This is a genomic window from Streptomyces sp. AC555_RSS877, from assembly GCF_019049245.1.
GTDB lineage: Bacteria > Actinomycetota > Actinomycetes > Streptomycetales > Streptomycetaceae > Streptomyces.
This window is the reverse complement of the sequence record NZ_JAGMUK010000182.1, coordinates 51,932-73,635: the sequence shown is the minus strand read 5'-3', so window position 1 is coordinate 73,635 and position 21,704 is coordinate 51,932. Positions and strand designations below refer to the sequence as shown.

Below are 21,704 nucleotides of genomic sequence, written 5' to 3'. Positions count from 1 at the left end.
CGGCGCCGACGGCATGCGGCTCTCACCGCGTTCGCCCCCGCGTTCGCCGCCCACACCACCCACACCCCGATCGCGGTCCTGGAACCGCGTCACCGTCAGCGGGCCCGCACCTGCCCAAGGACCGCATCCGCGCATCCGCCGGGACAGCGTGGACCCCCTGCGTCGCAGACCTTCATCCCGTTTCCCTCCGTATTGCAGAAAGAAAACCATGACTGCCAACACTTCAGACGTTTCATCTGCTCCATCGCTTTTCTCCCCCGTCTCTCTCGGGAAGATCGAGCTCGCCAACCGCATCGTCATGGCACCGATGACCCGAGTCCGGGCCGGTTCCTCCGGCATCCCCGGGGACCTGATGGTCGGGTACTACCGGCAGCGGGCGAGCGTCGGGCTGATCATCGCCGAGGGCACCTACCCCAACCACGCATCGCAGGCGTATGTCGGTGAGCCGGGCATCGCCACCGACGAGCAGGCGGCCGGCTGGCAGCGGGTGTTCGAGGCGGTGCACGCCGAGGGCGGCCGCATCGTCCTGCAGATCATGCACGCCGGCCGCGGCACCCACCCCGACATCAACGGCGGCCGCCGCATCCTCGCCCCCAGCGCGATCGCCATCGACAACAAGACGTTCACCGAGAAGGGCGAACAGCCCTACCCCGTACCGGAAGCGATGACCACCGCAGACATCCGTGCGGCCGTGGAGGACTTCGTCGCCGCGGCCCGCCGGGCCATCGAGGCCGGAGCGGACGGTGTGGAAATCCACGGCGCCAACGGCTACCTGCTCCAGGAGTTCCTCTCCCCGGCGGCCAACCAGCGCACCGATGAATACGGCGGCTCGCCGCACAACCGCGCCCGCTTCGTCGTCGAGGTCGTCACGGCCATCGCCCAGGCCGTCGGTGCCGAGCGGGTCGGGCTGCGGATCTCGCCCGAAGTCGACCTCGGGGACGTCTTCGAGACCGACCGGGACGACGTCCTGGCCACCTACGGCACCCTGCTCGACCAACTGCGCCCGCTGGGCCTGGCCTACCTCTCCGTCCTGCACCCCGAGCCGGGCGGCGACCTGGTACAGGAGCTGCGGCGGCGCTTCGACGGCAAGCTGATCGTCAACAACAGCTTCGCGAGCCAGACCACCCGCGAGGAGGCGCTCGAGCAGATCGAGGCCGGCCACGCCGACGCCGTGGTCGTGGGCCGGGCCCTCATCGCCAACCCCGACCTGGTCGAGCGCTGGCAGGGTGGCCACCCGGAGAACGAGCCGCGGCCGGAACTGTTCTACGGGCAGGGCGCCGAGGGCTACACCGACTACCCCTTCCACGAAGCGGCCTGAGGCCCACGGTCATGCCTGTCCATGCGGCAGCCCACTCAAGCATGGACAGGCGCCTGACCGGCGAAACCGTGCCCGCCCCTGGAGCCCGCGGTCACACCGGCGATCACCGGCTCGAGGACCGTAGGGTCCGTCAGGGCGGTCACGGCCCGCAGGTTCCTGGTCAGCAGCCTGCGTTCGGTGACCTCGTCGAGCACATCGCTCTCGTGCGTGGCTACCGCGGCGGCCTTCGGCCACAGCAGACGCCTATGACAGTCCTCCGGCGACGGCCCACCACCAGGTCCGCCTTTGTAAGGGAGTCCGTCGCCGGTATCCGTCCCCGCTGTACACCAGCGCCCATATCGTCCAGCCCGAACGCTGGGAACGGGGGTGGCGAAAGAGGCTGTCCGTGGGACGGCATCTGGGTTTGGACGGGGTGGTGGACTACTTGACCCTGTCCGGCGCCGAGGCGGGCTAGTTACGGAACGAAAGCGGCGCCAGCAGGCTGGGCTTCGCCGTCCAGCTGAAATTTTGCGGCGGCGAGCCTTTGACGAGCGGCGAATCAGGTGCCAAGTAACTCGTGAACCGCCTCCGAGGTCTCCAGGGCCCTTCACGCCGGAGGGCCCTGGACCATGCCCGCAGTGGACAACAGACAGAACGAAACCCCATCCATAACTTGGGCTCCGCCGCCCAGCCCGGCCGTGAAACAGGTGTGGGCGCGGGGGTGCTCAGCAGTTGCCTTACGCCGCCGATCGGCAGGATCTCAGTCTGCGGCAGTGGCCCGCTGTTGGGTGAAGCGGTGCCACCAGTGGCGGCGCCTGGGGTGCACGGCGCGACCGAGCCGACGGCCGATCAGCAGGTAGCCCAGCAAGGCGCCCGACGTGTTGAGCAGGACATCATCGATGTCGAAGGCCCGCCCGGTGACCAGGGCACCTTGGACAAGTTCGACCAGCAGCATCACCAGCGCCGTGACCACTGCCACGCGCAGCAGTCCACGGACTTTCGACGTCTGTCTGCCGGAGAGGGAGCCGCAGGCCAGCTTCCACGAGTACATGCAAGGGCTGCCCGGCTCCGTGGGCACGGTCGTGCCGGTCGTGTACGACAGCAGGAAGCCGCAGCACGCGAAGACGGGAACCCGCGAGAATCTCGACTTCGACGGTGAGCGGCTTGTCGTGCTCTTCGCCGGGGGCACCGGCCTCGTACTGCTCGGTGTCGGGGCGCTGCTCTGTCTCATCGGTGCGGTGACGTGACCCATCGGACGGGCAGTAAGACAGACGATCTCCGGTCGCCAAGCCCACGCCTGCACCAGCCACTACCGACGCCAGGCAACGCAACGAGCCTGAAGACACGATCTACAAGAACCGTCCTCGCACTCGATGGGTACCGATCACGAGGAAAGCCGCCAGGCCGCCCCGTGAAGAGCGGGATGGGCGGCGCGTCCGCGGCCGGGAATCGGGCGCGCTCACCGGTGGTGCCAGTTGGCGGGGCCGCCGCCCCGTGCCGCCGTCAGCGCGGCGGCGACGTCCAGCGGGGGGCGCCGGTAGGGCGAGGTCGGGGCGGGCACGGTGCAGGCGTGGGGGGGTGGAGCCACCGGCCGGAGTCGTCACGGGCGACGTCGACACCGACTTCCGCCACCAGCTCGGGTTCGACCGGCGTGACGTTCAGCGGCTCCCGGTTGCCCCACCTATAGGAGAGCGACCAGCCCTTCCTGGCAGTCACATGCCGAGGATGCGGCGTAGGGCATCGGCCGGGTCAACGTCCAGCACGTGGGCGACGATGAGCACGCCCACCCCTCTAACCGGCTCGGGGACACCGGGAAGCGGGATCGTCAAATAACGGCCTTGTCTCACATTCGTTGGTGACAGTCCTCTGCCCGCCCGCCCGCGCGGTGCTGGGCGGCAGAGGGACGGGCTGCTCAGTGTGCCCGTACGGATGCGCCGTAGCTGTCACTCTGGCGAAGCACTGTCACTGGTGCTGTCGGTGCCGGCCACGCGTGGATGAGGTACCACTCTGTTACCTCGTCGGGTGCGAGGTCGACTGCGGTGTCCCGGCCGCGGGCGTGAAATGCGCAGCCGGTAGTCGCCTGGGCCACTGGAGGACAGGACGGGGAGTTCTTCGTCAAGGTCGTCCATTAGGCCGCGGACCATGAGATCGCCCGACGTGGAGTGTGCGGAGATTTCAACGACTTCCTGCCAGTCTCCGGAGTCCGGCGTGGGTTCGGTTTCGTGAAGCGTGACGGTGACGTCCACGTCGCCGGTGTGGATGCCGGCGAGGACGATGGTGACGCCGTCGGTGACCTGCACGAGTCCGTTGTGCTCGGGGTGCAGGTCGGGGCCGGTCGGTCCGTCTTCGTCGCTGATGTTGAACTGGTGATACTGGACGGGGACAGGTCCGTTGCCTCGTCGGGTCTCGTGGCTCATCTCGCAGTCCTCATGCTGACTGGTGCGGGTCTACTTGATCCAGACTAGGAACCGGTCCGGGACAGCCATGATCCGCGAATCCGTCGATGCATAGGCTGATCAGAGATCAGAAGCCGTTGCCATACCGATCAGGAGTCTGTCGATCGAACGGGAGTCTCGATCGAGTGATCGCGGGCCCTGCCCAGCATGAGAGCAGGGCCTCGCGATATGCGGGGATAATCCAGGGGAGCGGACAGCCGCGCGCTGCTACGGTCGGGCGCCATGAGCTGGCTTCCCGATGACTTCGTCCACCCCGTCCTGGTACCGCTGCCGGGCGGTGGTCATCACCTGCGGCCGATCCGGGAGGCGGACACCCCGCTCGACTATCCGGCTGTGATGGGTTCGCGCGAGCGGCTGTGGACCATCTTCGGCCCGGCCTGGGGCTGGCCCGCGGCCACCATGACCTACGAGGCCGACCAGGCCGACCTGTTGCGGCACGAGAAGGAGATCGCCGCACACCAGTCCTTCAACTACGCGCTGTTCGACGCGGCGGAGACAGCTCTGCTCGGCTGTGTCTACATCGACCCACCGGAGAGGGCCGGCGCGGACGGCGAGATCTCCTGGTGGGTGGTGGACGAGCTGGTGGGCAGCAAGGTCAAGCAGGCCCTCGACGCGCTGGTGCCGCAGTGGATCGCCGCCGGCTGGCCGTTCGAGCAGCCGCGCTTCCTCGGCCGCGAGATCTCCTGGTCGGACTGGCTCGCCCTGCCGGAGCATCCCGATACGTAAGTGGTTGTTGCCCGTATCGATCTCGAAGGCTGTCGATCGAACGGGAGTCTCGATCGGGTGACTGCGGCGGTTTCCGTGCGTGAAAGCAGGGCCTCCTGGTAGCTCGGGGGTGCGATCCCATTCCGAGTGGTTCCCGGAGGCCCTGTTGTCTTTGTTGTACGTGCCCGGGCACGTTGCCTTCAACTCGCCCGCCGTGTCGTGCGATTGCCTCGCGCACGTGTACGGCAACGCGGCCGACCATCCGGACCGGGTGCGCCGGTATCCGTCGGACATGACGGACGCGGAGTGGGCGGCCGTCCGGCCGTTGCTGCCGGGTGCCGGCCTGGTTCCAGGGGCGGGGTGGACGGCCCGGGGGCTACTGCCACCGGCAGCTGTTGGACGCGATCCGCTACCTGGTCGCGGGCGGGATCTCCTGGCGGGCGATGCCCGCGGACTTCCCCGCATGGGCCCGGGTCTACGCCTTCTTCCGCCGCTGGCGCGAGCACGGGCTGATCGCCGAGTTCCACGACCGGCTGCGCGGGAAGGTCCGCGAACGCGAGGGCCGCGAGGCCGAGCCCACGGCCGGAATCATCGACGCGCAGTCGGTGCGAGCCGCCGCGACAGTGCCGGCCGCCTCACGCGGCTACGACGGCGGGAAGAAGGTGCCGGGCCGCAAACGGCACATCGTGACCGACACCCTCGGCCTGCTCCTGGCCATTGCGGTCACCGCCGCGAACATCGGCGACCGCGACGCCGCGGCGGGCCTGCTGATGCGGCTGCGCCGCCTGCACCGCGACATCACCCTCGTGTGGGCCGACGGCGGCTACACCGGCTCCCTCGTCGGCTGGTGCCGGGACAAACTCGCCCTGACCTTGGAGATCGTCAAACGCACCGACGACATGACAGGGTTCGTGGTGCTCCCGAGGCGGTGGGTGGCCGAGCGCACGTTCGCGTGGCTGATGAACTCCCGCCGTCTGGCCCGGGACTACGAGACCCTGCCCGCCACCAGCGAGGCGATGATCCGGTGGTCAATGGTCACGCGGATGAGCCGGCGAATGGCGCGGCCACGGGCCGCCGGCCGGCACTGAACGCCCCCGACGCCTCCAGGAGGAGCCACCCGCGCTCCGCCAGGCGCCGGGCTTTCGACCGCAGTCCCTCGACCTTCGCCGGCGTCGCGTCAAGGCCCAGCTCCACCGCGATCTCCTTGGCCCGAAGCGGTCCGTGACCCGTGGATCGCTGCTGTTCCAGCACGCCCAGAATGCACTGATGGTCCGGCGCCAGAACCGTCACCGGCAGCCCTTCCCGCCAGGGCGGCACCGTCGAGCCCGGCACCGGCGCGAGCGACAGCACCGCTTTCTCCTCGGTCTCGGTCCCGGCGGTGGTCTCGGCAGCCGAAGCTGCCAGGGCCTCGACCAGCTCTTCCCGCGCGATCACCCGCCGGTCCAGCTCGATCTCGGCAGCCTCCAACACCTCAGCCAACCGGGCGACTTCCTCCCGTAGCCCTTCCACCCGCACACGGGCCGCCGTCTCCCGCTCCTCCAGCATTCCCAGCACCGACGCCATCGCGCACCCCTCGCTCACGGAGCGGAAACAAGACGCCGGATGCCTCTCTCAATCCGATCTACACCATGCCTGACCAGCAGAAATCAACGGATCACGTTCGGTTGAGATACGGCTTCTGATGGCAGCCCTCACCGAGTCCGTCTCCAAGGCCAAGGCCTCCCGCGGCGAGGACGCCGACGTACATGACATGCCGAAGAAGACCTCGAAGAAGCAGCCGGCCAGGAAGACCGCGGCGAAGAAGACGGCCCGGAAGTCGAAGGTTCGGCGTGTTGAGCCGAGCTTGGCGTGAGGCGCTCGCAGCAGGCCGGTTTACCGGGGTCGGCAGTGTTGGCCTGTCCGCCAGTTGGTGGCGGCGTTGGTGATGACGGTTTCCAGCTTGTCCCGGGCGCTCACCAGATCGCTGATCTGCCTGTCGATACGGTGCCGTTCGGCGGCAAGCCGGTCTAGCAGCTCTGGTGTGGCCTCACCGTCCACGACGCACGGCAGCAGATCCAGGATCGACCTGCTTGGCAAGCCCGCAGCGTACAACTGCTGGATCAGCTGGACACGGTAGACCGCGCTCTCCGAATAGAGCCGCTGACCACTGGGGCTGCGTTCCGAGGCGAGCAGGCTCTGTTCCTCGTAGTACCGCAGCGCCCGAACGCTGACGCCTGTCCTGGTGGCGAGCTCGCCGATGCGCATCACGTCTCCCGATGTGTCCCGGACCACATGTCTTGCCTCTGACGTCAGCGTCAGGTTTTAGCGTATCCCGCAGACGCTTCAACCCCCTCTCGTAGTCAAGGACGCGACCGTGCCCAGCTTGTTCGACAGTTTCCGCAGCGCAAACGCGACGATGACCGCATCAGGCAGAGTGGCCACGGACATGGCCGTCATCGCGCCCGCCCCCGTCGTCTCGGTGAGGCCGGTAATGCTGGAAGCACCAGGCCGTGGTGAGGGCCTACGGGTGAAAGTGTCCGCGCCGACAACCGGGAGCGACCTGCCGATCATCCTCCTCTCGCACGGTTTCGGCTCGTCGCTGGACGGCTACGGCCCCCTGGCCGACTTCTGGGCCGCTCACGGTTTCGTGGTGATTCAGCCCACCCACCTCGACTCCAGGACAGTGGGCCTTCCCCAGGCCGATCCACGCACACCGCGAATCTGGCGCTTCCGCGTCGAGGACATGAAGCGCATCCTTGACCAGCTTGACCTGCTGGAAGCTGCCGTCCCCGGCCTGAGCGGCCGCCTCGATCGAAGCCGCATAGCCGCGGCCGGCCACTCCTTCGGAGGCCAGACGGCGGGCAATCTGCTGGGCCTGCGCGTCCTTGATCCGGCGAGCAAGGAGCAAGAGGACCTGTCCGACTCGCGCATCAAGGCAGGCGTGCTGCTCGCCACGGCCGGAAAGGGCGGAGCCGACCTGACGCCCTTCGCAGCCGAGCATTTCCCGTTCATGAACCCGAGTTTCGCAAACATGACCACTCCGGCCCTCGTGGTCACCGGGGACAAGGATGACTCTCCGCTGTCAGTCAGGGGACCGGAGTGGCTCGCCGACCCGTACTTTCTGAGTCCGGGTAACAAGAGCCTGCTCACTCTGTTCGAGGCGGAACACTCGCTCGGCGGGATCGTCGGCTACGAGGTCCGAGAGACGACGGACGAGCACCCCGAGCGTGTTGCCCTGATCCAGCGGGTCACCTGGGCCTACCTTCGCCACGCACTCGGCATCGAGGACGCCAGCTGGCTGGCAGCGCGAAGGGCTTTGTCGGAAAGCACCGATCCATTGGGGCGAATCGAATCCAAGTGAGGCCGCCCGCCAAGAAGCACGATCGATTCCAGCCCTTTTCGATCCGCTTCAACACGCCGATCCGACAGGGAAGGCGGAGAACGTCCAACCCGCCCAGGGGTGGGCGCCCGCTGGGTCGGTCAGATGGTCGCCCAGGGCACAGCCGGCCGCCTGGGACAGCGACGCGCTGCGGCCGACGAACTGCAGGCGGCCCGTGGCGTCGTAGCGGCCGAGCAGCACAGCCCGGGGCGCTGCGATGGATCCGGTGACGGGTGCGACGATGGCCTCGGTGGTGATCCGCACTTCCTGCGCGGGTGGCGATCTGGTGGTCACGGGCAACGGCGAGTACGTAACCGACCTGCCGTTGCTCCAGCGCGGCGCGCAGGTGCGGATTGCCTCCGTAGACTTCGTCGCCGGCTACCCAGGACGCGGGGACGCCGGCGTCCAGGGCGCGGCCGATCATGCGAGCGGCGAGGGCGGGCTTCGTGGCAAAGCCGACGGTGTCGGGTATCCCGGCGGCGGAACAGCCAGATCTGGTTCTGCGCGGCGTCGTGCAAGGGCAGGTTGCTCAGGCCGGTCGAGCGTGCGGCGCGGATGCGGTCCTCGGCGCGGCCCGCGGCCGGTGACGCAGCTCCAGCGCGGCGATCGAGGCGTGCTTGGTGTTGGTGGCGAACGCCGTGAGCCGCATCCCGTCGGCTTCGGTGAAGCGCAACTGGGCGCCGGGTGGGGCCGTTCCTCACGGACGATCAGCCGCATCCCCTTTGGCCAGCTGTCCAGCACGTCGCCGTCCAATTCGGCCACCCAGGCGCCGTCACGGATCTCGCCGTCGGGTTCGACGGCCACCGTCCAGGCTGAGGCAGGCATCTTCAGGACGGCAGCGTGGATAGCGTTGGTGATGGTCATGCCGACCGAGTACGACAGCCAGTGGCCCCGTGCGGATAGCCAGTCGACGAACTCATGCGTGCCGCCGCCGGAGTCGCACCGGATCAGTGTCCGACTGCCACGGCGGTACTTCTTCGGCAGCTGCGCGAGGGCCAGGCGGGTAGCGGTGATGTGGTCGGCGGCGGTGTTAGAGCCCGCGTTGCCGGGCCGCAGCAGCCCCGCGACCGGCTCCCCGGCTCCCCCCCTGCCGTGGTCGATGAAGCCCATCAAAGGGTGGTGGCCGAAGGTCTTCCTCCAGGTCGCGGCTGCGTCCTGTTTCTCGGAGGGTGCGATCACTAGGACGCCGTCGATGTCCACGGTCACCTGCCCGTCGGCGTTCGGCGCCCGATGCTCGGCCAACTGCCAGGTGCGCTTGCGTACTTCGGCCCGGGCGGTGCGAATCGCGGCCAGGGCCCGCTTCCCGCCCGCGGCGAGCGTGTCGACCAGCCGGGAGACGGTCGGGTCGGAGGCCACCGGCCCGAACACGGCCGGCTCGGCCCGCAGCATGCCCACATCGGCCAAGCAGTCCCCGCCCAACGCCACCGCCAGAACCACATCCAGCAGGATCTTGCCCGGATCGTGCACCGCCCGCGGCTTGCGCCACGGCGCCAGGGCCTGCGATAGCGCCGTATCCAGGCCGGTCTTGCGGACCGTCTCCACCAGGAGCACGGCCCCGGCCTGCGTCACCACCCCACGACCGCTGCCCTCGACACGGACACGCGGGTAGGAACCGATACGCTGCTTCACCTGGAAAGTGCCTCCGAACCACGCGCGAACAAGGATCGCGGCAATCCTCATTCTCACTGGGCAGAGGCATTTTCCGTGTTTGCGATCACGATCCGGACAGCTAGCCACGCGAAAGTACGATGGTGGAGCCCGGTGTCGGGATTAGTCAGTCGTTGCGGGGTTTGCCGAACTCTTCGATCAGCACGGGATACTGCTCTCCACCGTGTCCGGCGGCGATCGAGCGGTCGGCCATCGCCTTGATCAACTTCGGCAGTTCGGCGTTGACGCCCACCGCCTCGCTCTCCTCGATCAAGTGGGCCATTGCTCGCGCGTCGGTCTTCAGGGCCGACACCTCGGCCGGGAAGGAGCCACTGTCGATCTGCTTGGCGTACCCAGGCAGCCATTCAGCCACACCGGCAGCGATCTGCCGCGCAAACGGCGCATACGTTGCGGCGTCAACACCGGCCGTCCTGAGTAGGGCGGTGCCCTGGAGCCAGGCGTTCAGGACGCTCCACATCATGGCCAGGCCGGCCACGTCGTACAGGGACGCCAGCCCATGGTCCGCACCAAGGTAGGTAACGGTGCCGAGCGCGTCGACTGTTGACTTGTGCGCCTCGAAGTCCGACTGTGGCCCGCTGTGCAGAATCACCGCCTCGGTGGTGCCGATTGTCGACGGGATGGCCATGATGGCGCCATCCAGGTAGCGGGCGCCGCGCTGCTCGGCCCATCGGGCGGCTTCACGGGCCTGGGCCGAGTCGCCCGAGGTCAGGTTGATCAACGTCCTGCCGTCCAGCTCGATATCGCTCGCGCCGAGCAGCTCTTGCATGGCCGGGTAGTCCGTGACACAGATGATCGTCAGAGAACCTGCCTTGAGTGCGTCGTCAACCGTCGGCGCCAGCCGCGCCCCCTCGGCCACCAGCTGGTCGGCTTTGGAGGACGTACGGTTCCACACGATTGTGGGATGCCCGGCTTTCAGGAACGCGCTGGCGAGTGCCTGGCCCATCAGGCCGAGTCCGATGACTGTCACGGGTGTTTCGGGGCTGTTGTTCATGGCAGCATCGTCAACGTTAATACCGGTATGAAGGTCAAGTGAGGTTTCGATGCGTATCGGGGAACTGAGCCGCCGGACGGGCGTCAACACCCATCAGTTGCGCTACTACGAGGCCCAGGGCCTGCTGGAGGCAGACCGCGGCGCGAACGGATACCGCGAGTACGACGAGAACGCAGTGCTGCGGGTGAATCAGATCCGGCACCTGCTTGGCGCCGGTTTGTCCTCCGAGGACATCGCATACCTGCTGCCCTGTGCGGTCGGAGAGGCCCCGAAGCTGCTCGGGTGCCCCGAGTTGGTGGCCGCGATGCGGTCACGGCTGCAGCGACTGGACGATCAGATGGACAGGCTTGCTCAATCCCGCAACGCGCTTGCCGACTACATCGATGCGGCCGAGCGAATGGGCAACGAGAGCTACCCACCCTTTGACGACGCCAGCCTGTCGCCCGCCCCCGCCTGAGCAGCCGGGGCGCCCTGTCTTGCGGACAGCCTCGACCAGCAGCACCCCGCCGGCCTGCGAGGCCACCGCCGACGCCTCGGCCTGGACACGATCACGCGGAGACAGAGCAGCACGCTTCACCTGGTGAGTGACTTCTCCCGCAGCGGACAGGGCCTTCGGCAAGTCCAGCTTCCCAGGTCAGGAGCCACTCTACTCATTTGATCAGCATCCAGGACGCCCTGCACCGTGAAAGCCCAGGCTAATGCGAGGGGTTCGCAGGGAGCGCAATTGAGCAAGCTCCCTGCCCCCTCGGCTCTGACGGCGACGCGTTCGATGAGCTCGTTCGTCTCGTTGCGGGACAGGGCGGCGAGCGGGCCGTTCATGCTGCCGGTGGCCACGACCCCCGCCCGCGAGCGGCCCCGCCCCTGGCGGCCACTGAAATGGCTCAGTGAGCCTTTCAGAGCGCCCACCGATCTGGTGACGGAACCGAGGTGGCCGCGGGCATGGTCGGCCGCGAGCACGCCAACGCGCGCGGCCGTCAACGCTGGACCATGCCTCACCCAGTCGGAAGCACAACTGCACCGCGAAGGCACAGCGCCTGCATGCGCTCAGGTGTGGGTGGCAACCGGGGAGGGGGAGAACTCAACGGCGCCTGTCATGCGGCCAGTTGACCGTGGAGGCAGGGGAGGCTGAGTGAAGGGTGGCGACGTGCCGAGACGCGATTTGGCCCCAACGAAGTTGGTCGTTTGCCCCGAGTGCGGTGTACCGACGAAGGCGAGCCTGCGTAACGGTCACCTCTACGAACACCGGGCGCCGGATCGCCCCGGCATCTGCCCAAAATCCGGGCAAGTCGTTGTGTGAAGCCTCCCCTTGATCTTGGACACCTGGAGACTGGGATCTTGAGGTTCCGGAGGAAGTAGCACCAGGTATGAAGCAAGTACACGAAGCGGTACACCGAGGAGTTCAAGCGGGACGCGATCGCGCTCGTCGATTCCTCGGGCAAGACGGTCACCGCCGTTGCCCGGGAACTCGGCATCAGCTCCGAGTCCCTGCGCGGCTGGTACCGCAAGGCCAAGACGGACCGGGGCGAGGGCGAATCCGGCGAGTTGACCAGTGCCGAGCGCGAGGAGCTCAAGCGGCTGCGCAAGGAGAACCGGGAACAGCAGCAGACGATCGAGATCCTGAAAAAAGCGACCGCCTTCTTCGTGAAGGAGAACGACCGGTGAGTGAGTTGTGCCGGTTCATCTACGCGGAGAAGGCGAACTATCCGATCGTTCTGCTTTGCCGGGTCCTGCACGTGACCCGCTCCTCCTACTACGCCTGGCGCGCGAGCGAGGCCGCCCGCCGCGCCCGCCAGGCCGCCGACGACTCGCTCGCGCACGAGATCACCGTGCTGCACCTCGCCTCACGGAAGACCTATGGTGTTCCGCGCATTTATGCCGAACTGCGGCGCCTGGGACGGCGGGTGAACCGAAAGCTCGCGTCGCCCGCATGATGCGAGAGCGCGACATCAGGGGCGTCACCCGGCGGAAGCACCGCTCGCTGACCCGGCCGGACAAGAAGGCGAAGCCGGCCCCGGACCTGATCGCCCGCGATTTTCACGCCGAGCGTCCCGGGATCAAGCTGGTCGGCGACATCACCTACCTGCCGACGGCCGAGGGCCGGCTCTACCTCGCCTGCTGGCTGGACCTGGCCACCCGCGAGGTCGTCGGCTATGCCATGGCCGATCACCACCGCGCCGAACTCGTCGTGGACGCCCTGGACATGGCCCACGGCCGGGGGAACCTGGAGCCGGGCTGCGTGATCCACAGCGATCGCGGCAGCGAGTACACCTCGACTCAATTCCTGGATCGGATACGGGAGTTGGGGCTGCGGCAGAGCTGCGGACGCACCGGATCATGTTTCGACAACGCAGCCACGGAGAGGTTCTTGGGCCCTGCTCAAGGAGGAGATCGGCACCGGATCTGGCCCGACCGGGCCACCGCCCGCGCCGAGGTCTTCACCTTCATCGAGACCTTCTACAACCGCCGCCGCCTGCGCAAACACAAGATCTTCGGCTACCTCACCCCAGCCGAGACCGGGCAGCGGCATCAACACGCCCTCGCGGCATAACCATCGAGTGTCCAGGATCACAGGGAAACTTCACTCACGGCGAAGTCGTTGAGCTGGACACACACGCCCCCTCCGGTAGCAGCGACCATTACGAAGGCTGGCTCCGCGCTGTCGAGTCGATCGCCGGCAGGCTCGCCCACATCGCCGACCCGCGCCGCCTCAGTTCGGCGGTCTTCGGGAGCCTGCGAGCGAGGTGGCGTGCCCGAAGCGACGGGCGGGTGCCCGGGCTGGTGTCTACCGCACCAGGCAGGGGCGCTTGCTGTCGAACTTCCAGCCGGGGATGAGGTGTTGCATGGTGACGGCGTCGTCGCGTGCCCCCAGCGCCTTCTCCCGGTAGAGGTCGTGGGCCGCGAGGAGCCGGTCCATGTCGAGGTGGACGCCGAGGCCGGGGGCGTCCGGGACGGCGATCTCGCCGCCGACGATACGTGGTGGGGTGGTGGTGAGCCGTTCCAGTCCTTCCTGCCAGATCCAGTGGGTGTCCAGGGCGTTGTACTCGCCGGGGGCCGCGGCGCCGCAGTGGGTCACCATGGCCAGGGAGATGTCGAAGTGGTTGTTGGAGTGGCAGCCCCAGGTCAGGCCCATCGCGTTGCACAGTTGCGCCACGCGCACGGAGCCCTGCATGGTCCAGAAGTGGGGGTCGGCCAGCGGGATGGACACCGACTGGAGGGCCAGGGCGTGGGTCATCTGGCGCCAGTCGGTGGCGATCATGTTGGTGGCGGTGGGAAGGCCGGTGGCGCGGCGGAACTCGGCGAGGATCTCCCGTCCGGAGTAGCCGCCTTCGGCTCCGCAGGGGTCCTCGGCGTAGGCGAGTGTGCCGGCCAGGGGCCGGCACAGCTCGATCGCCTCGCGCAGTGACCACGCGCCGTTCGGGTCGAGGGTGATGCGGGCTTCCGGGAAGCGGTCCTTGAGGGCGCGTACGGCCGCCACCTCCTCGGCGCCCGCCAGGACGCCCCCCTTGAGCTTGAAGTCCCGGAACCCGTAGTGGTCGTAGGCCGCCTCGGCCTGACGGACGATCGCCTCCGGGGTCAGGGCCTCCTCGTGCCGGAGGCGGTACCACTCCACGGGCGAGTCCGGTTCGCGGACGTACTCCAGGTCGGTGCGGTCCGGGTCGCCGACGTAGAAGAGGTAGCCCAGCACTCGTACGGAGTCCCGCTGTTGGCCATCGCCCAGGAGTGCGGCGACGGGCACGTCGAGGTGCTGGCCGAGGAGGTCGAGCAGCGCCGACTCGACGGCGGTGACCGTGTGGACGGTGGTGCGCAGGTCGAATGTCTGGGCGCCCCGTCCGCCGGCGTCGCGGTCGGCGAACCGGTCGCCGATCTCGTGCAGGACGCGCTTGTAGTCGCCCACCTTCGCTCCGATGACGAGGGGTTCGGCGTCACGGAGCGTCTGGGTGATCTTCTCGCCGCCGGGCACCTCCCCCAGTCCCGTACGGCCTTCGGAGTCGGTGAGGATGACGACGTTGCGGGTGAAGTACGGGCCGTGCGCGCCGGAGAGGTTCAGTTCCATGCTGTCCCGGCCGGCGACGGGGTAGACGGCGAACTCGGTGATGGTCGGCTGACTGCTCATGCTGGTCCAAGTCCCTTGTGTCATGGGTAAGTCGAGTCGGATTACAGGCTGAGGACGTCGAGGGCCCACTCGGCCACCAGGACGCCCCCCAGGCCGAGGACGGCGAGCACCGTCGTATAGGTGGTACGGACCTTGATCGCCTCGATGACGGAGAGGTTGAAGTACTCCTTGAACAGCCAGAATCCCGGGTCGTTGACGTGGGAGCAGGCGATGGAACCGCAGGCGACGGCGAGCACCATCATCTCCGGGTGGACCCCGCTGCCCGCCAGGAGCGGCAGCACCACGCCGGAGGCCGTGACGACGGCGACCGTCGCCGAGCCGAGCGCGATGCGGAGGATGACGGCGACGAGCCAGGCGAGGACGATCGGCGAGACGGACCAGCCGTCCGTGACGTCCTTGATGTAGTCGGAGATCCCGCCTTCGACGAGGACGTTCTTGAAGGCCCCGCCGGCGCCGATCACCAGGAGGATCATCGCCATCGCCTGGGCCGCCGAGGTGCAGGAGGCGCCGACCTCCTCCAGGCTCCGGCCGATCCGCGGCCCGAACGCCCAGATGGCCAGGCACAACGTCAGCAGCAGCGCGATCGGTGCCGAGCCGATGAAGGCGACGAAGTTCAGGAACGGGCTCTCGGTGGAGGTGGCCATGTCGGTCACGGCGGCGGCCACGATCAGCGCCACGGGGAAGAGCGCCACGAACAGCGACCAGCCCAGGCCTGGCATCTCCTCGTCGGTGAACTGGCGGTCGCTGACCAGGCCCTTGGGGATGGAGGGGTCCATCGCCCTGATGAACGGAAGGCGCGGCCAGGTCAGGGCGATGAGCGCGCCGGCGGGAACGGCGATGAACAGGCCGTAGAAGAGCGTAAGTCCGACGGAGGCGTGGAAGGTCGCGGCGACAGCGGTGGGGCCGGGGTGCGGCGGCAGGAAGCTGTGCATGGTGGACAGGGCGATGGACATCGGCAGGCCCACCCACAGCAGCTTCGTCCCGGTGACCCTGACCAGCGTGAACGCGATCGGCACGATGATGATGAAAGCGACCTCGTAGAACATGGTCACGCCGATCAGCATGGCCGTGACCACCATGGCCACCTGGACCCAGCGCGGGCCGAAGGCGTCGAGGAGCTTGCCGGCTATCCGCTGCGCGGCGCCGGAGTCCCCCATGACACGGCCGACCATGGCGCCGAGTCCGATGGTGAGCATGGTGTCGCCGATCTGGTCCCCGATGCCTTCGGAGAGGACATCGGGGATGGTGGCCACCGGGATGCCCCGGACCAGTGCGACGCCGACCGCCACGAGCAGGAGGGCCGCGAAGCCGTTAACCCTCAGCCTGGTCATCAGGAGAAGCAGGATCAGAACGCTGATCCCGACTACGAGGAGAGGCATGGCAGTTCCCCTTTGAACTGTTGAGTGAGCAGTCGTTGGTGCCGCCGACCACAGGGGGCGGCCCGATCGGTGCACGGCGTGATCGGCCGCACGGCAGGGAGAAGCGGTAGGGCGCTGTCGCGTGCCGGTGCGGGAAGGGTGGTGCGGGCGGCGTTCACGGCGGCGAGCTGGGGCCGTACCGCCCATGGGAGGAGCGAGGAGAGGAGAGACGGTGGGCACGAGGGGTGCCCCGGTTCGTCAAGCGGGTCGTCGTACGGCGCCGACCAGGCCCAGGCCGTGATCCAGCACCTTCTCCAGGTCGGCGAGGTCGGTCGGGCCGGGGTCGCTGAGCGGGGCGCGGACCGGGCCGACCGGGAAGCCGCGCAGCCGGGCGGCGGCCTTGACCAGCGAGACGGCGTAGCCCGGCACGCGGTCGCGTAGTTCGACCAGCGGGACGTAGAACTCGCGCAGGAGCGTGGCCACGCCCGCGTCGTCCCCGTCCCGCAGCGCGGCGAAGAAGGTGTTCGCGATCTCGGGTGCGAAGGCGTGGACGGCGGAGGAGTAGGCGGGAACGCCGACCGTGGCGTAGGCGCGGGCCTGGATCTCGGCGGTGGCGGCGCCGTTGAAGAAGAGGAAGCCCTCGGGCGCGGCGAGCGTGAGGCGCTGGAGCCGGTCGAGGTCGCTGTGGCCGTCCTTCAGGCCGACGACGCTGGGGATGCGCGCGATCCGGCGCAGGCTGTCGGCGGTGAAGGCGACCTGGCCGCGCTGGTACGTGATGAGCGGCAATCGGGTGCCGTCGGCGATCCGGCGCAGCTGCTCCACCAGACCGTCCTGCGGGGCCCCGACCAGGTAGTGGGGCAGTACCAGCGCTGCGTCCGCGCCGGCTTCCTCCGCGATACGGGCGAAGCGCAGCGCCTGCGCCCAGCCGTAGCCGATGCCCGCCACCACCGGCAATCGTCCGTCGGCGACCTCGACGGTGGTCCGCACGACCGCCCGGTACTCGTCCTCGTCCAGCGAGAAGAACTCTCCGGTCCCGCAGGCCGGGAACACCGCACCGGGTGCGGTGGCCAGCCGGCCGGCCAGGTACGCCCGGTAGGCGTCCAGGTCGAGGCCGCCGTCGTCCCGGAAGCTCGTGAGGGGGAAGGACAGTACCCCGCTCGCCATTCCCTCACGGAGCCGCTGGACGACCCCTGCGGCCTCGATGCTGATTGTTGTCATGCCTGTCGCCTGTCCCTGTATGCAGATGCTGTCTATGTATGCAGATGGAGGCTAGAACCATGAACCCGATGGGTCAATGGGTAGACATGAATAGCCGCGGATTTACGATGAGCGCATGTCAGAGACGAGAGGCGTTCGCGGGGTGAAGTCAGCGGCCCGGACCGTCGTGCTGCTGGAACTCCTCGCCGAGCGGGGTGAGCAGCCCTCGCGCCTGGATCAGCTCGCGGAGGAGCTTGGCGTGCCGCGCAGCAGCATGTACCAGCTGCTGCAGACCCTCGTCGAATACGGCTGGGTCCGCACCGATGCCACCGGTTCCCTCTATGGCATCGGCATCCGCGCGCTGCTCACCGGCACCAGCTACCTCGACGGCGACCGGCGCATCCGCCTGGTCCGCCCGTACCTCGACGAGGCGTCGGACGCGCTCGGCGAGACGATCCACATGGCACGGCTCGACGGCACGGACGTCGTCTACCTCGCCACCCGCGAGTCCCACGAGTACCTGCGCACCATCAGCCGGGTCGGCCGTCGCGTCCCGGCCCATGCGGGCGCGCTGGGCAAGGCCTTGCTCGCCGAGCGCGCCGACGACGAACTGCCCTTCGCGGACGGGCTGTTGACCACCCTCACGAAGAACACGCACACCGACAGTGCCGCACTGCTCGCCGACCTGTCCCAGGTGCGCGAGCGCGGCTACTCCATCGACCGCGAGGAGACGGTGCCCGGTATCGCCGGCTTCGGCTTCGCCCTGCGGTACGACACACCGGCCACCGACGCCATCAGTTGCTCGGTGCCGGTGGCCCGGTTGACCAGGGAACACGAGGCCCGCATCATCTGCGTGATGCAGGAGACACGAGCGAAGATCGAAACCCGCCTGCCGCCCGTCTCCGGCGTACCCGACCGGCGCTGAGGCCGCGCGCATACGCCCGGCTCTTCGTCGTTGAACCGTCAGCGTTCCACCGGCCGGACGCTCCCCCGCAGTTCCTTCGCTGCTGACGGGGCCGGTCGGGCCACGAGCAGGCAGTCGAGCAGCCGGTCGGCGCCCCGGGCGTCGGCGGTGCCGATCCGGGTCGTCAGGGCGGGCCCGGTGGCCAGGGAGTTCCCGTCACGGCCGGTAAGGACCAGTTCACGGCCTGGGGGTGGCGCGTGCCGTTCCTGTTGAGCGTGCTGCTGCTCGGCGTCGGCCTGTTCGTCCGCCTCAAGGTGGTCGAGAGTCCGCTGTTCGCCGAGGTGAAGAAGGGCCGCGCCGAGTCGAGGCTCCCCATCCTCGACGTCCTGCGCCGCCCGAAGTCCGTGCTGCTGGCCTGCGGTGTCGGCATCGGCGCCTTCACCGCCCAGTCCCTGCTGACCAGTTATCTGATCGCGTACGCCACCGGCATCGGCTATCCCCGCCCGCAGGTGCTCACCGCGCTCACCGTCTCGGCCGCGGTCGCCCTGGTGGTCCTGCCCTGCGCGTCCGCGCTCTCCGACCGGATCGGCCGCCGCCCGGTCGTCCTCACCGGCGCGATCCTGTCCGCGGCCACCGCCTTCCCCGTCCTCGCGCTGGTCGACTCCAGGTCGTCGGGAGCCCTGATCCTGGCCGTCGTCATCGGCCACGGCATCGCCCAGTCGCTGATGTACGGCCCGCTGGGCGCCCTGTTCAGCGAGATGTTTGGCACCCGGGTCCGCTACACCGGCGCCTCCCTCGGCTACCAGGGCGCGACCCTCGTGGGCGCCGGTTTCTCCCCGATGATCGCCGGCAGCCTGGTCGCGAACAGCGGCAACGGCACCCCCGTCGCCCTCCTGCTGTGCGGCGGCTCGCTGATCACCGCGCTGACGGTGTGGGTCGTCCGTGAGACGAGCCGTACCTCACTCGCCGAGGAACCCATCCCCGAACTCCCCACCACCCCTCACACGGAGGAGATCACCGCATGAGGCACAGCACCCGGATCGCCTGCACGGCAGCCCTCCTGCTCACTCTCACCACCGCACCCGCCGCCACGGCCGCCGACGCGGGCACCACCCACGTGGACGGCGAACTCCCCTCCGGCGCCACGTACATGATGGACGTCCCCACCACCTGGAACGGCACCGTCCTCCTCTTCAGCCACGGTTACAACGCCGGCCCCGCCAACCCCGCCCAGGACGCCCCGGACGCCCCCACCAAGGCCCTTCTCCTCCAGCAGGGTTACGCCCTCATCGGCTCCTCGTACGCCAGCACCGGCTGGGCGGTCACCGACGCGGTCCCCGACCAGCTGGCCACCCTGAAGGCCTTCACCACCCGCTTCGGCCAGGCCTCCCGCACCATCGCTTGGGGACGGTCGTACGGCGGCCTGGTCACCACCGCGATAGCCGAGCGCGCCCCGGACGAGATCGACGGCTCGCTCTCCATGTGCGGCCTGGTCCATGGTGGCGTGGCCAACTGGAACAACACCCTCGACCCGGTGTTCGCTCTCAAGACGCTCCTGGGCTCCGACGTCCCGCTGGTGAACCTCCCCAGCCAGGAGGCGGCCACCGACGCGGCGAACATCCTCACCGCCAAGGTCGACTCCGCCCAGTCGACGGCCGAGGGGCGGGCCCGTATCGCCCTCGCCGCCGCCCTGCACAACATCCCGGTCTGGAACGCGCCCACCCAGACCCGCCCCGCCGTCACCGACTGGGACGCCCAACAGGCCAACCAGTACGACGCCGTCAAGGGCCTGCTGAAGATCGCCGCCTTCAACCGGCGCCAGGAGGCCGAGACTCGCGCGGGCGGCAACATGTCCTGGAACACCGGGATCGACTACGCCCGGCTCCTCGGCGAGTCCTCCGTCAGCAAGGAGGTCACCGAGCTCTACAAGAAGGCCGGCCTCTCCCTGCACAAGGACCTCGCCGCCCTCAACCGCGCCCCGCGCATCAAGGCGGACCCGAACGCCGTCGCCTGGATGAGCACCACCAGCAGCTTCACCGGCCGCCTGGCCAAGCCCCAGCTCTCCATCCACACCATCGGCGACCCCCTGGTCCCCGTCCAGACGGAAAGCGCCCTGCGCCGCGCGGTCACCGCGGCCGGTTCCGGTCCCCTCCTGCGCCAGGCCTACGTCGACAACGCCGGCCACTGCACCTTCAGTTCCGCCGAACAACTGGCCGCCCTCCACACCCTGGAGGACCGCCTGACCACCGGCAGCTGGCAGGGCACCGACCCGGCGTCGCTCAACTCCCGCGCTACCGCGGCCGACCCCACCACCCCCACCCGTTACGTCCGGTACCACCCCACCCCCTACCTCCGCCCCTACGACCTTGCGCACCCCGCCGACCGCCGGTGACCTCGTACGACCGCCTGCCGCACGGTCGGCGGGCGGTCGTACCCTTGCCCCTGTGGAGGACGACGACATCCTGGACGGCGCTGAGGGGCCGCAGCCGCGCCCGCAGTCGCTCATGCTCACCTTCTTCGGCAACCACGTCCTGGAGGAAGGGGACCTGGGCGTCTACTCGGGCAGCATCATCGACGTCCTGGGCCGCGTGGGCGTGGGCGAACAGGCCGTACGCTCCACCCTGACCCGCATGGTCAACCGAGGCCTGCTCCAGCGTCAGCGCGAGGGCCGCAAGATGTTCTTCGGCCTGACCCCGCAGGCCAGCCGTGTCCTGATCGACGGCCGCACCCGCATCTGGAAGCAGGGCGCCGTCAACGACGACTGGGACGGCTCCTGGACCCTGCTCGGCTTCTCCCTGCCCGACTCCTGGAAACGCCAGCGCCACGACCTGCGCTCACGGCTCACCTGGTCCGGATTCGGCGCGCTGTACAGCGGCCTGTGGATCGCCCCCGGTCACGTGGACGTCTCCGTGGTGGTCGCCGACCTCGGCCTCACGGCCCACGTCAAGATCTTCCACGCCCAGGCCGCCGAGGTGACCGACATCGAGCAGATGATCTGCGACACCTGGGACCTGGAGTCCATCGCCGGCCGCTATGTCACCTTCGACCAGCGCTGGAGCGCCCACCTGGGAAACGGCACAGACCACGACCCGATCGGCACCCGCCTCCGTCTGGTGAGCGACTGGCTCCGGACCATCCGCACGGACCCGAGACTCCCGGCCCGCCATCTTCCCCCGGCCTGGCCAGCCCGCCCCGCCCAGGAAACCTTCCACCGCGTCGCGCAACAGACCCACCCGGCGCTGAAGGCAGCCCGAGCGACTCTGGAGACGACACGTCTCCGCAGCTAGTGCCCCGGCAGGCAACGTTTGCCCGTCAAGGAGCGGCGTCCGGTGCGTGCTCTGGGGGTCCCCCCTCTGGGGGAGTGCCGGCCGGAAGTCCCCGTCGATGGACCGGACGTACTTGGGCTTTCGGCCGGTGCGGCGAGAGTGCGTGCCGGGCGTCGCGACGGGGCGAACGTTGTCTGTTGGGCACTAGCTAGCTAGTAAGCGATCGCCGGCGAGGGAGCTGTCTGGGGTCTTGTCGTACCGGGTGGCGATGCCTCGCCGGGCCTCGAGCTTGTTGATCAGGCGTTCGACCGTGTTCCTCTCCCGAGAGGTCGGCATCGTGGTGTGGCACTCGCCGCGCACATGCAGCCGGTCGATTCGATGCGTAGGTCG

At 68.7% G+C, this 21,704-nt stretch carries 21 protein-coding genes and 5 pseudogenes; 14 read left to right on the top strand and 12 right to left on the bottom strand.

The window, feature by feature from the left end; translation table 11 throughout:
• The first annotated feature begins 208 nt into the window (after positions 1–208).
• The gene (locus tag KUM49_RS39705; RefSeq protein WP_217241786.1) at positions 209–1,318 is read left to right on the top strand and encodes an alkene reductase; all 1,110 of its coding nucleotides are present in this window, start codon (positions 209–211) and stop codon (positions 1,316–1,318) included.
• Positions 1,319–2,057: 739 nt separating this feature from the next.
• On the opposite strand, the gene KUM49_RS39700 is transcribed toward KUM49_RS39705, so the two are convergent.
• Positions 2,058–2,276, bottom strand: coding sequence for a VanZ family protein (locus tag KUM49_RS39700; RefSeq protein ID WP_374200260.1), 219 nt, complete (start codon positions 2,274–2,276; stop codon positions 2,058–2,060).
• Here KUM49_RS39700 and KUM49_RS50450 point away from each other — a divergent pair.
• A complete protein-coding gene (locus tag KUM49_RS50450) occupies positions 2,263–2,544 on the top strand; it encodes a hypothetical protein (RefSeq protein ID WP_308406973.1) in 282 nt (93 codons plus the stop codon). The two genes, KUM49_RS39700 and KUM49_RS50450, sit on opposite strands and share 14 nt — an antisense overlap.
• 696 nt (positions 2,545–3,240) lie before the next feature.
• Here KUM49_RS50450 and KUM49_RS39695 read toward each other — a convergent pair.
• The gene (locus tag KUM49_RS39695) at positions 3,241–3,714 is read right to left on the bottom strand and encodes a hypothetical protein (RefSeq protein WP_217241904.1); all 474 of its coding nucleotides are present in this window, start codon (positions 3,712–3,714) and stop codon (positions 3,241–3,243) included.
• 261 nt (positions 3,715–3,975) lie between these two features.
• Here KUM49_RS39695 and KUM49_RS39690 point away from each other — a divergent pair, with 261 nt between their 5' ends.
• Positions 3,976–4,479: a GNAT family N-acetyltransferase gene (locus KUM49_RS39690; RefSeq protein WP_217241785.1), complete on the top strand. Its 504-nt coding sequence runs from the start codon at positions 3,976–3,978 to the stop codon at positions 4,477–4,479.
• Between the two features lie 374 nt (positions 4,480–4,853).
• Positions 4,854–5,546, top strand: a complete 693-nt coding sequence (locus KUM49_RS39685; RefSeq protein ID WP_254402495.1) for an IS5 family transposase — start codon at positions 4,854–4,856, stop codon at positions 5,544–5,546.
• On the opposite strand, the gene KUM49_RS39680 is transcribed toward KUM49_RS39685, so the two are convergent.
• The gene (locus tag KUM49_RS39680; protein ID WP_254402494.1) at positions 5,494–6,021 is read right to left on the bottom strand and encodes a hypothetical protein; all 528 of its coding nucleotides are present in this window, start codon (positions 6,019–6,021) and stop codon (positions 5,494–5,496) included. The two genes, KUM49_RS39685 and KUM49_RS39680, sit on opposite strands and share 53 nt — an antisense overlap.
• A gap of 118 nt (positions 6,022–6,139) precedes the next feature.
• Between KUM49_RS39680 and KUM49_RS39675 the strand changes: the two genes are divergently transcribed.
• A complete protein-coding gene (locus KUM49_RS39675; RefSeq protein WP_217241784.1) occupies positions 6,140–6,310 on the top strand; it encodes a hypothetical protein in 171 nt (56 codons plus the stop codon).
• 20 nt (positions 6,311–6,330) lie between these two features.
• On the opposite strand, the gene KUM49_RS39670 is transcribed toward KUM49_RS39675, so the two are convergent.
• Positions 6,331–6,702: a MerR family transcriptional regulator gene (locus tag KUM49_RS39670; protein WP_217241783.1), complete on the bottom strand. Its 372-nt coding sequence runs from the start codon at positions 6,700–6,702 to the stop codon at positions 6,331–6,333.
• Between the two features lie 181 nt (positions 6,703–6,883).
• Here KUM49_RS39670 and KUM49_RS39665 point away from each other — a divergent pair, with 181 nt between their 5' ends.
• Positions 6,884–7,798, top strand: a complete 915-nt coding sequence (locus tag KUM49_RS39665) for an alpha/beta fold hydrolase (RefSeq protein ID WP_217241888.1) — start codon at positions 6,884–6,886, stop codon at positions 7,796–7,798.
• Between the two features lie 48 nt (positions 7,799–7,846).
• Here KUM49_RS39665 and KUM49_RS50060 read toward each other — a convergent pair whose 3' ends face one another.
• The 4 genes and pseudogenes from KUM49_RS50060 to KUM49_RS39645 form a co-directional block, all read right to left on the bottom strand.
• Positions 7,847–8,110 carry a hypothetical protein gene (locus KUM49_RS50060; protein WP_302185561.1) on the bottom strand — a complete coding sequence of 88 codons (264 nt, stop codon included), beginning with the start codon at positions 8,108–8,110 and terminating at the stop codon, positions 7,847–7,849.
• Positions 8,082–8,303 (bottom strand): annotated as a pseudogene (locus tag KUM49_RS50055) (transposase); the annotation flags it as partial. The gene KUM49_RS50060 and the pseudogene KUM49_RS50055, both read right to left, overlap by 29 nt.
• A pseudogene (locus KUM49_RS39650) lies at positions 8,302–9,445 on the bottom strand (IS1380 family transposase); the annotation flags it as partial. The pseudogenes KUM49_RS50055 and KUM49_RS39650, both read right to left, overlap by 2 nt.
• 145 nt (positions 9,446–9,590) lie before the next feature.
• Complete coding sequence (locus KUM49_RS39645; RefSeq protein WP_217241782.1) at positions 9,591–10,475, bottom strand: NAD(P)-dependent oxidoreductase; 885 nt, start codon at positions 10,473–10,475, stop codon at positions 9,591–9,593.
• A 49-nt stretch (positions 10,476–10,524) separates the two neighbouring features.
• Here KUM49_RS39645 and KUM49_RS39640 point away from each other — a divergent pair, with 49 nt between their 5' ends.
• The 4 genes and pseudogenes from KUM49_RS39640 (at position 10,525) to KUM49_RS39625 (ending at position 13,023) form a co-directional block, all read left to right on the top strand.
• Positions 10,525–10,932, top strand: coding sequence for a MerR family transcriptional regulator (locus KUM49_RS39640; protein WP_217241781.1), 408 nt, complete (start codon positions 10,525–10,527; stop codon positions 10,930–10,932).
• Positions 10,933–11,864: 932 nt separating this feature from the next.
• Positions 11,865–12,137, top strand: a pseudogene (locus tag KUM49_RS50050) (transposase); the annotation flags it as partial.
• On the top strand, positions 12,134–12,406 hold the full coding sequence (locus tag KUM49_RS39630) for an IS3 family transposase (protein WP_217241780.1): 273 nt from the start codon (positions 12,134–12,136) through the stop codon (positions 12,404–12,406). The pseudogene KUM49_RS50050 and the gene KUM49_RS39630, both read left to right, overlap by 4 nt.
• Positions 12,403–13,023 (top strand): IS3 family transposase, encoded by a 621-nt coding sequence (locus KUM49_RS39625; RefSeq protein WP_217241779.1) that lies wholly within the window; start codon positions 12,403–12,405, stop codon positions 13,021–13,023. Before KUM49_RS39630 ends, KUM49_RS39625 begins: the two co-directional genes overlap by 4 nt.
• 234 nt (positions 13,024–13,257) lie before the next feature.
• Here the strand turns inward: KUM49_RS39625 and KUM49_RS39620 are convergent, their stop codons facing one another.
• The 3 genes from KUM49_RS39620 to KUM49_RS39610 all read right to left on the bottom strand — a co-directional run bounded on the left by KUM49_RS39620 (position 13,258) and on the right by KUM49_RS39610 (position 17,165).
• Positions 13,258–14,589, bottom strand: coding sequence for an enolase C-terminal domain-like protein (locus tag KUM49_RS39620; protein ID WP_217241778.1), 1,332 nt, complete (start codon positions 14,587–14,589; stop codon positions 13,258–13,260).
• A 41-nt stretch (positions 14,590–14,630) separates the two neighbouring features.
• The gene (locus KUM49_RS39615) at positions 14,631–15,968 is read right to left on the bottom strand and encodes a gluconate:H+ symporter (protein ID WP_217241777.1); all 1,338 of its coding nucleotides are present in this window, start codon (positions 15,966–15,968) and stop codon (positions 14,631–14,633) included.
• A 237-nt stretch (positions 15,969–16,205) separates the two neighbouring features.
• Entirely contained in the window at positions 16,206–17,165 is a 960-nt protein-coding gene (locus KUM49_RS39610) for a 5-dehydro-4-deoxyglucarate dehydratase (RefSeq protein ID WP_217241776.1), read from the bottom strand.
• A gap of 115 nt (positions 17,166–17,280) precedes the next feature.
• Between KUM49_RS39610 and KUM49_RS39605 the strand changes: the two genes are divergently transcribed.
• The 4 genes and pseudogenes from KUM49_RS39605 to KUM49_RS39590 all read left to right on the top strand — a co-directional run bounded on the left by KUM49_RS39605 (position 17,281) and on the right by KUM49_RS39590 (position 21,335).
• Entirely contained in the window at positions 17,281–18,069 is a 789-nt protein-coding gene (locus tag KUM49_RS39605; RefSeq protein ID WP_217241775.1) for an IclR family transcriptional regulator, read from the top strand.
• Positions 18,070–18,266: 197 nt separating this feature from the next.
• Positions 18,267–19,073, top strand: a pseudogene (locus KUM49_RS39600) (MFS transporter); the annotation flags it as partial.
• Positions 19,070–20,440 carry a S9 family peptidase gene (locus tag KUM49_RS39595; protein WP_217241774.1) on the top strand — a complete coding sequence of 457 codons (1,371 nt, stop codon included), beginning with the start codon at positions 19,070–19,072 and terminating at the stop codon, positions 20,438–20,440. The pseudogene KUM49_RS39600 and the gene KUM49_RS39595, both read left to right, overlap by 4 nt.
• A 52-nt stretch (positions 20,441–20,492) precedes the next feature.
• Positions 20,493–21,335, top strand: a complete 843-nt coding sequence (locus KUM49_RS39590) for a PaaX family transcriptional regulator C-terminal domain-containing protein (RefSeq protein ID WP_217241773.1) — start codon at positions 20,493–20,495, stop codon at positions 21,333–21,335.
• Between the two features lie 183 nt (positions 21,336–21,518).
• Here the strand turns inward: KUM49_RS39590 and KUM49_RS39585 are convergent.
• Positions 21,519–21,660: pseudogene (locus KUM49_RS39585) on the bottom strand (IS5/IS1182 family transposase); the annotation flags it as partial.
• Positions 21,661–21,704 lie beyond the last annotated feature (44 nt).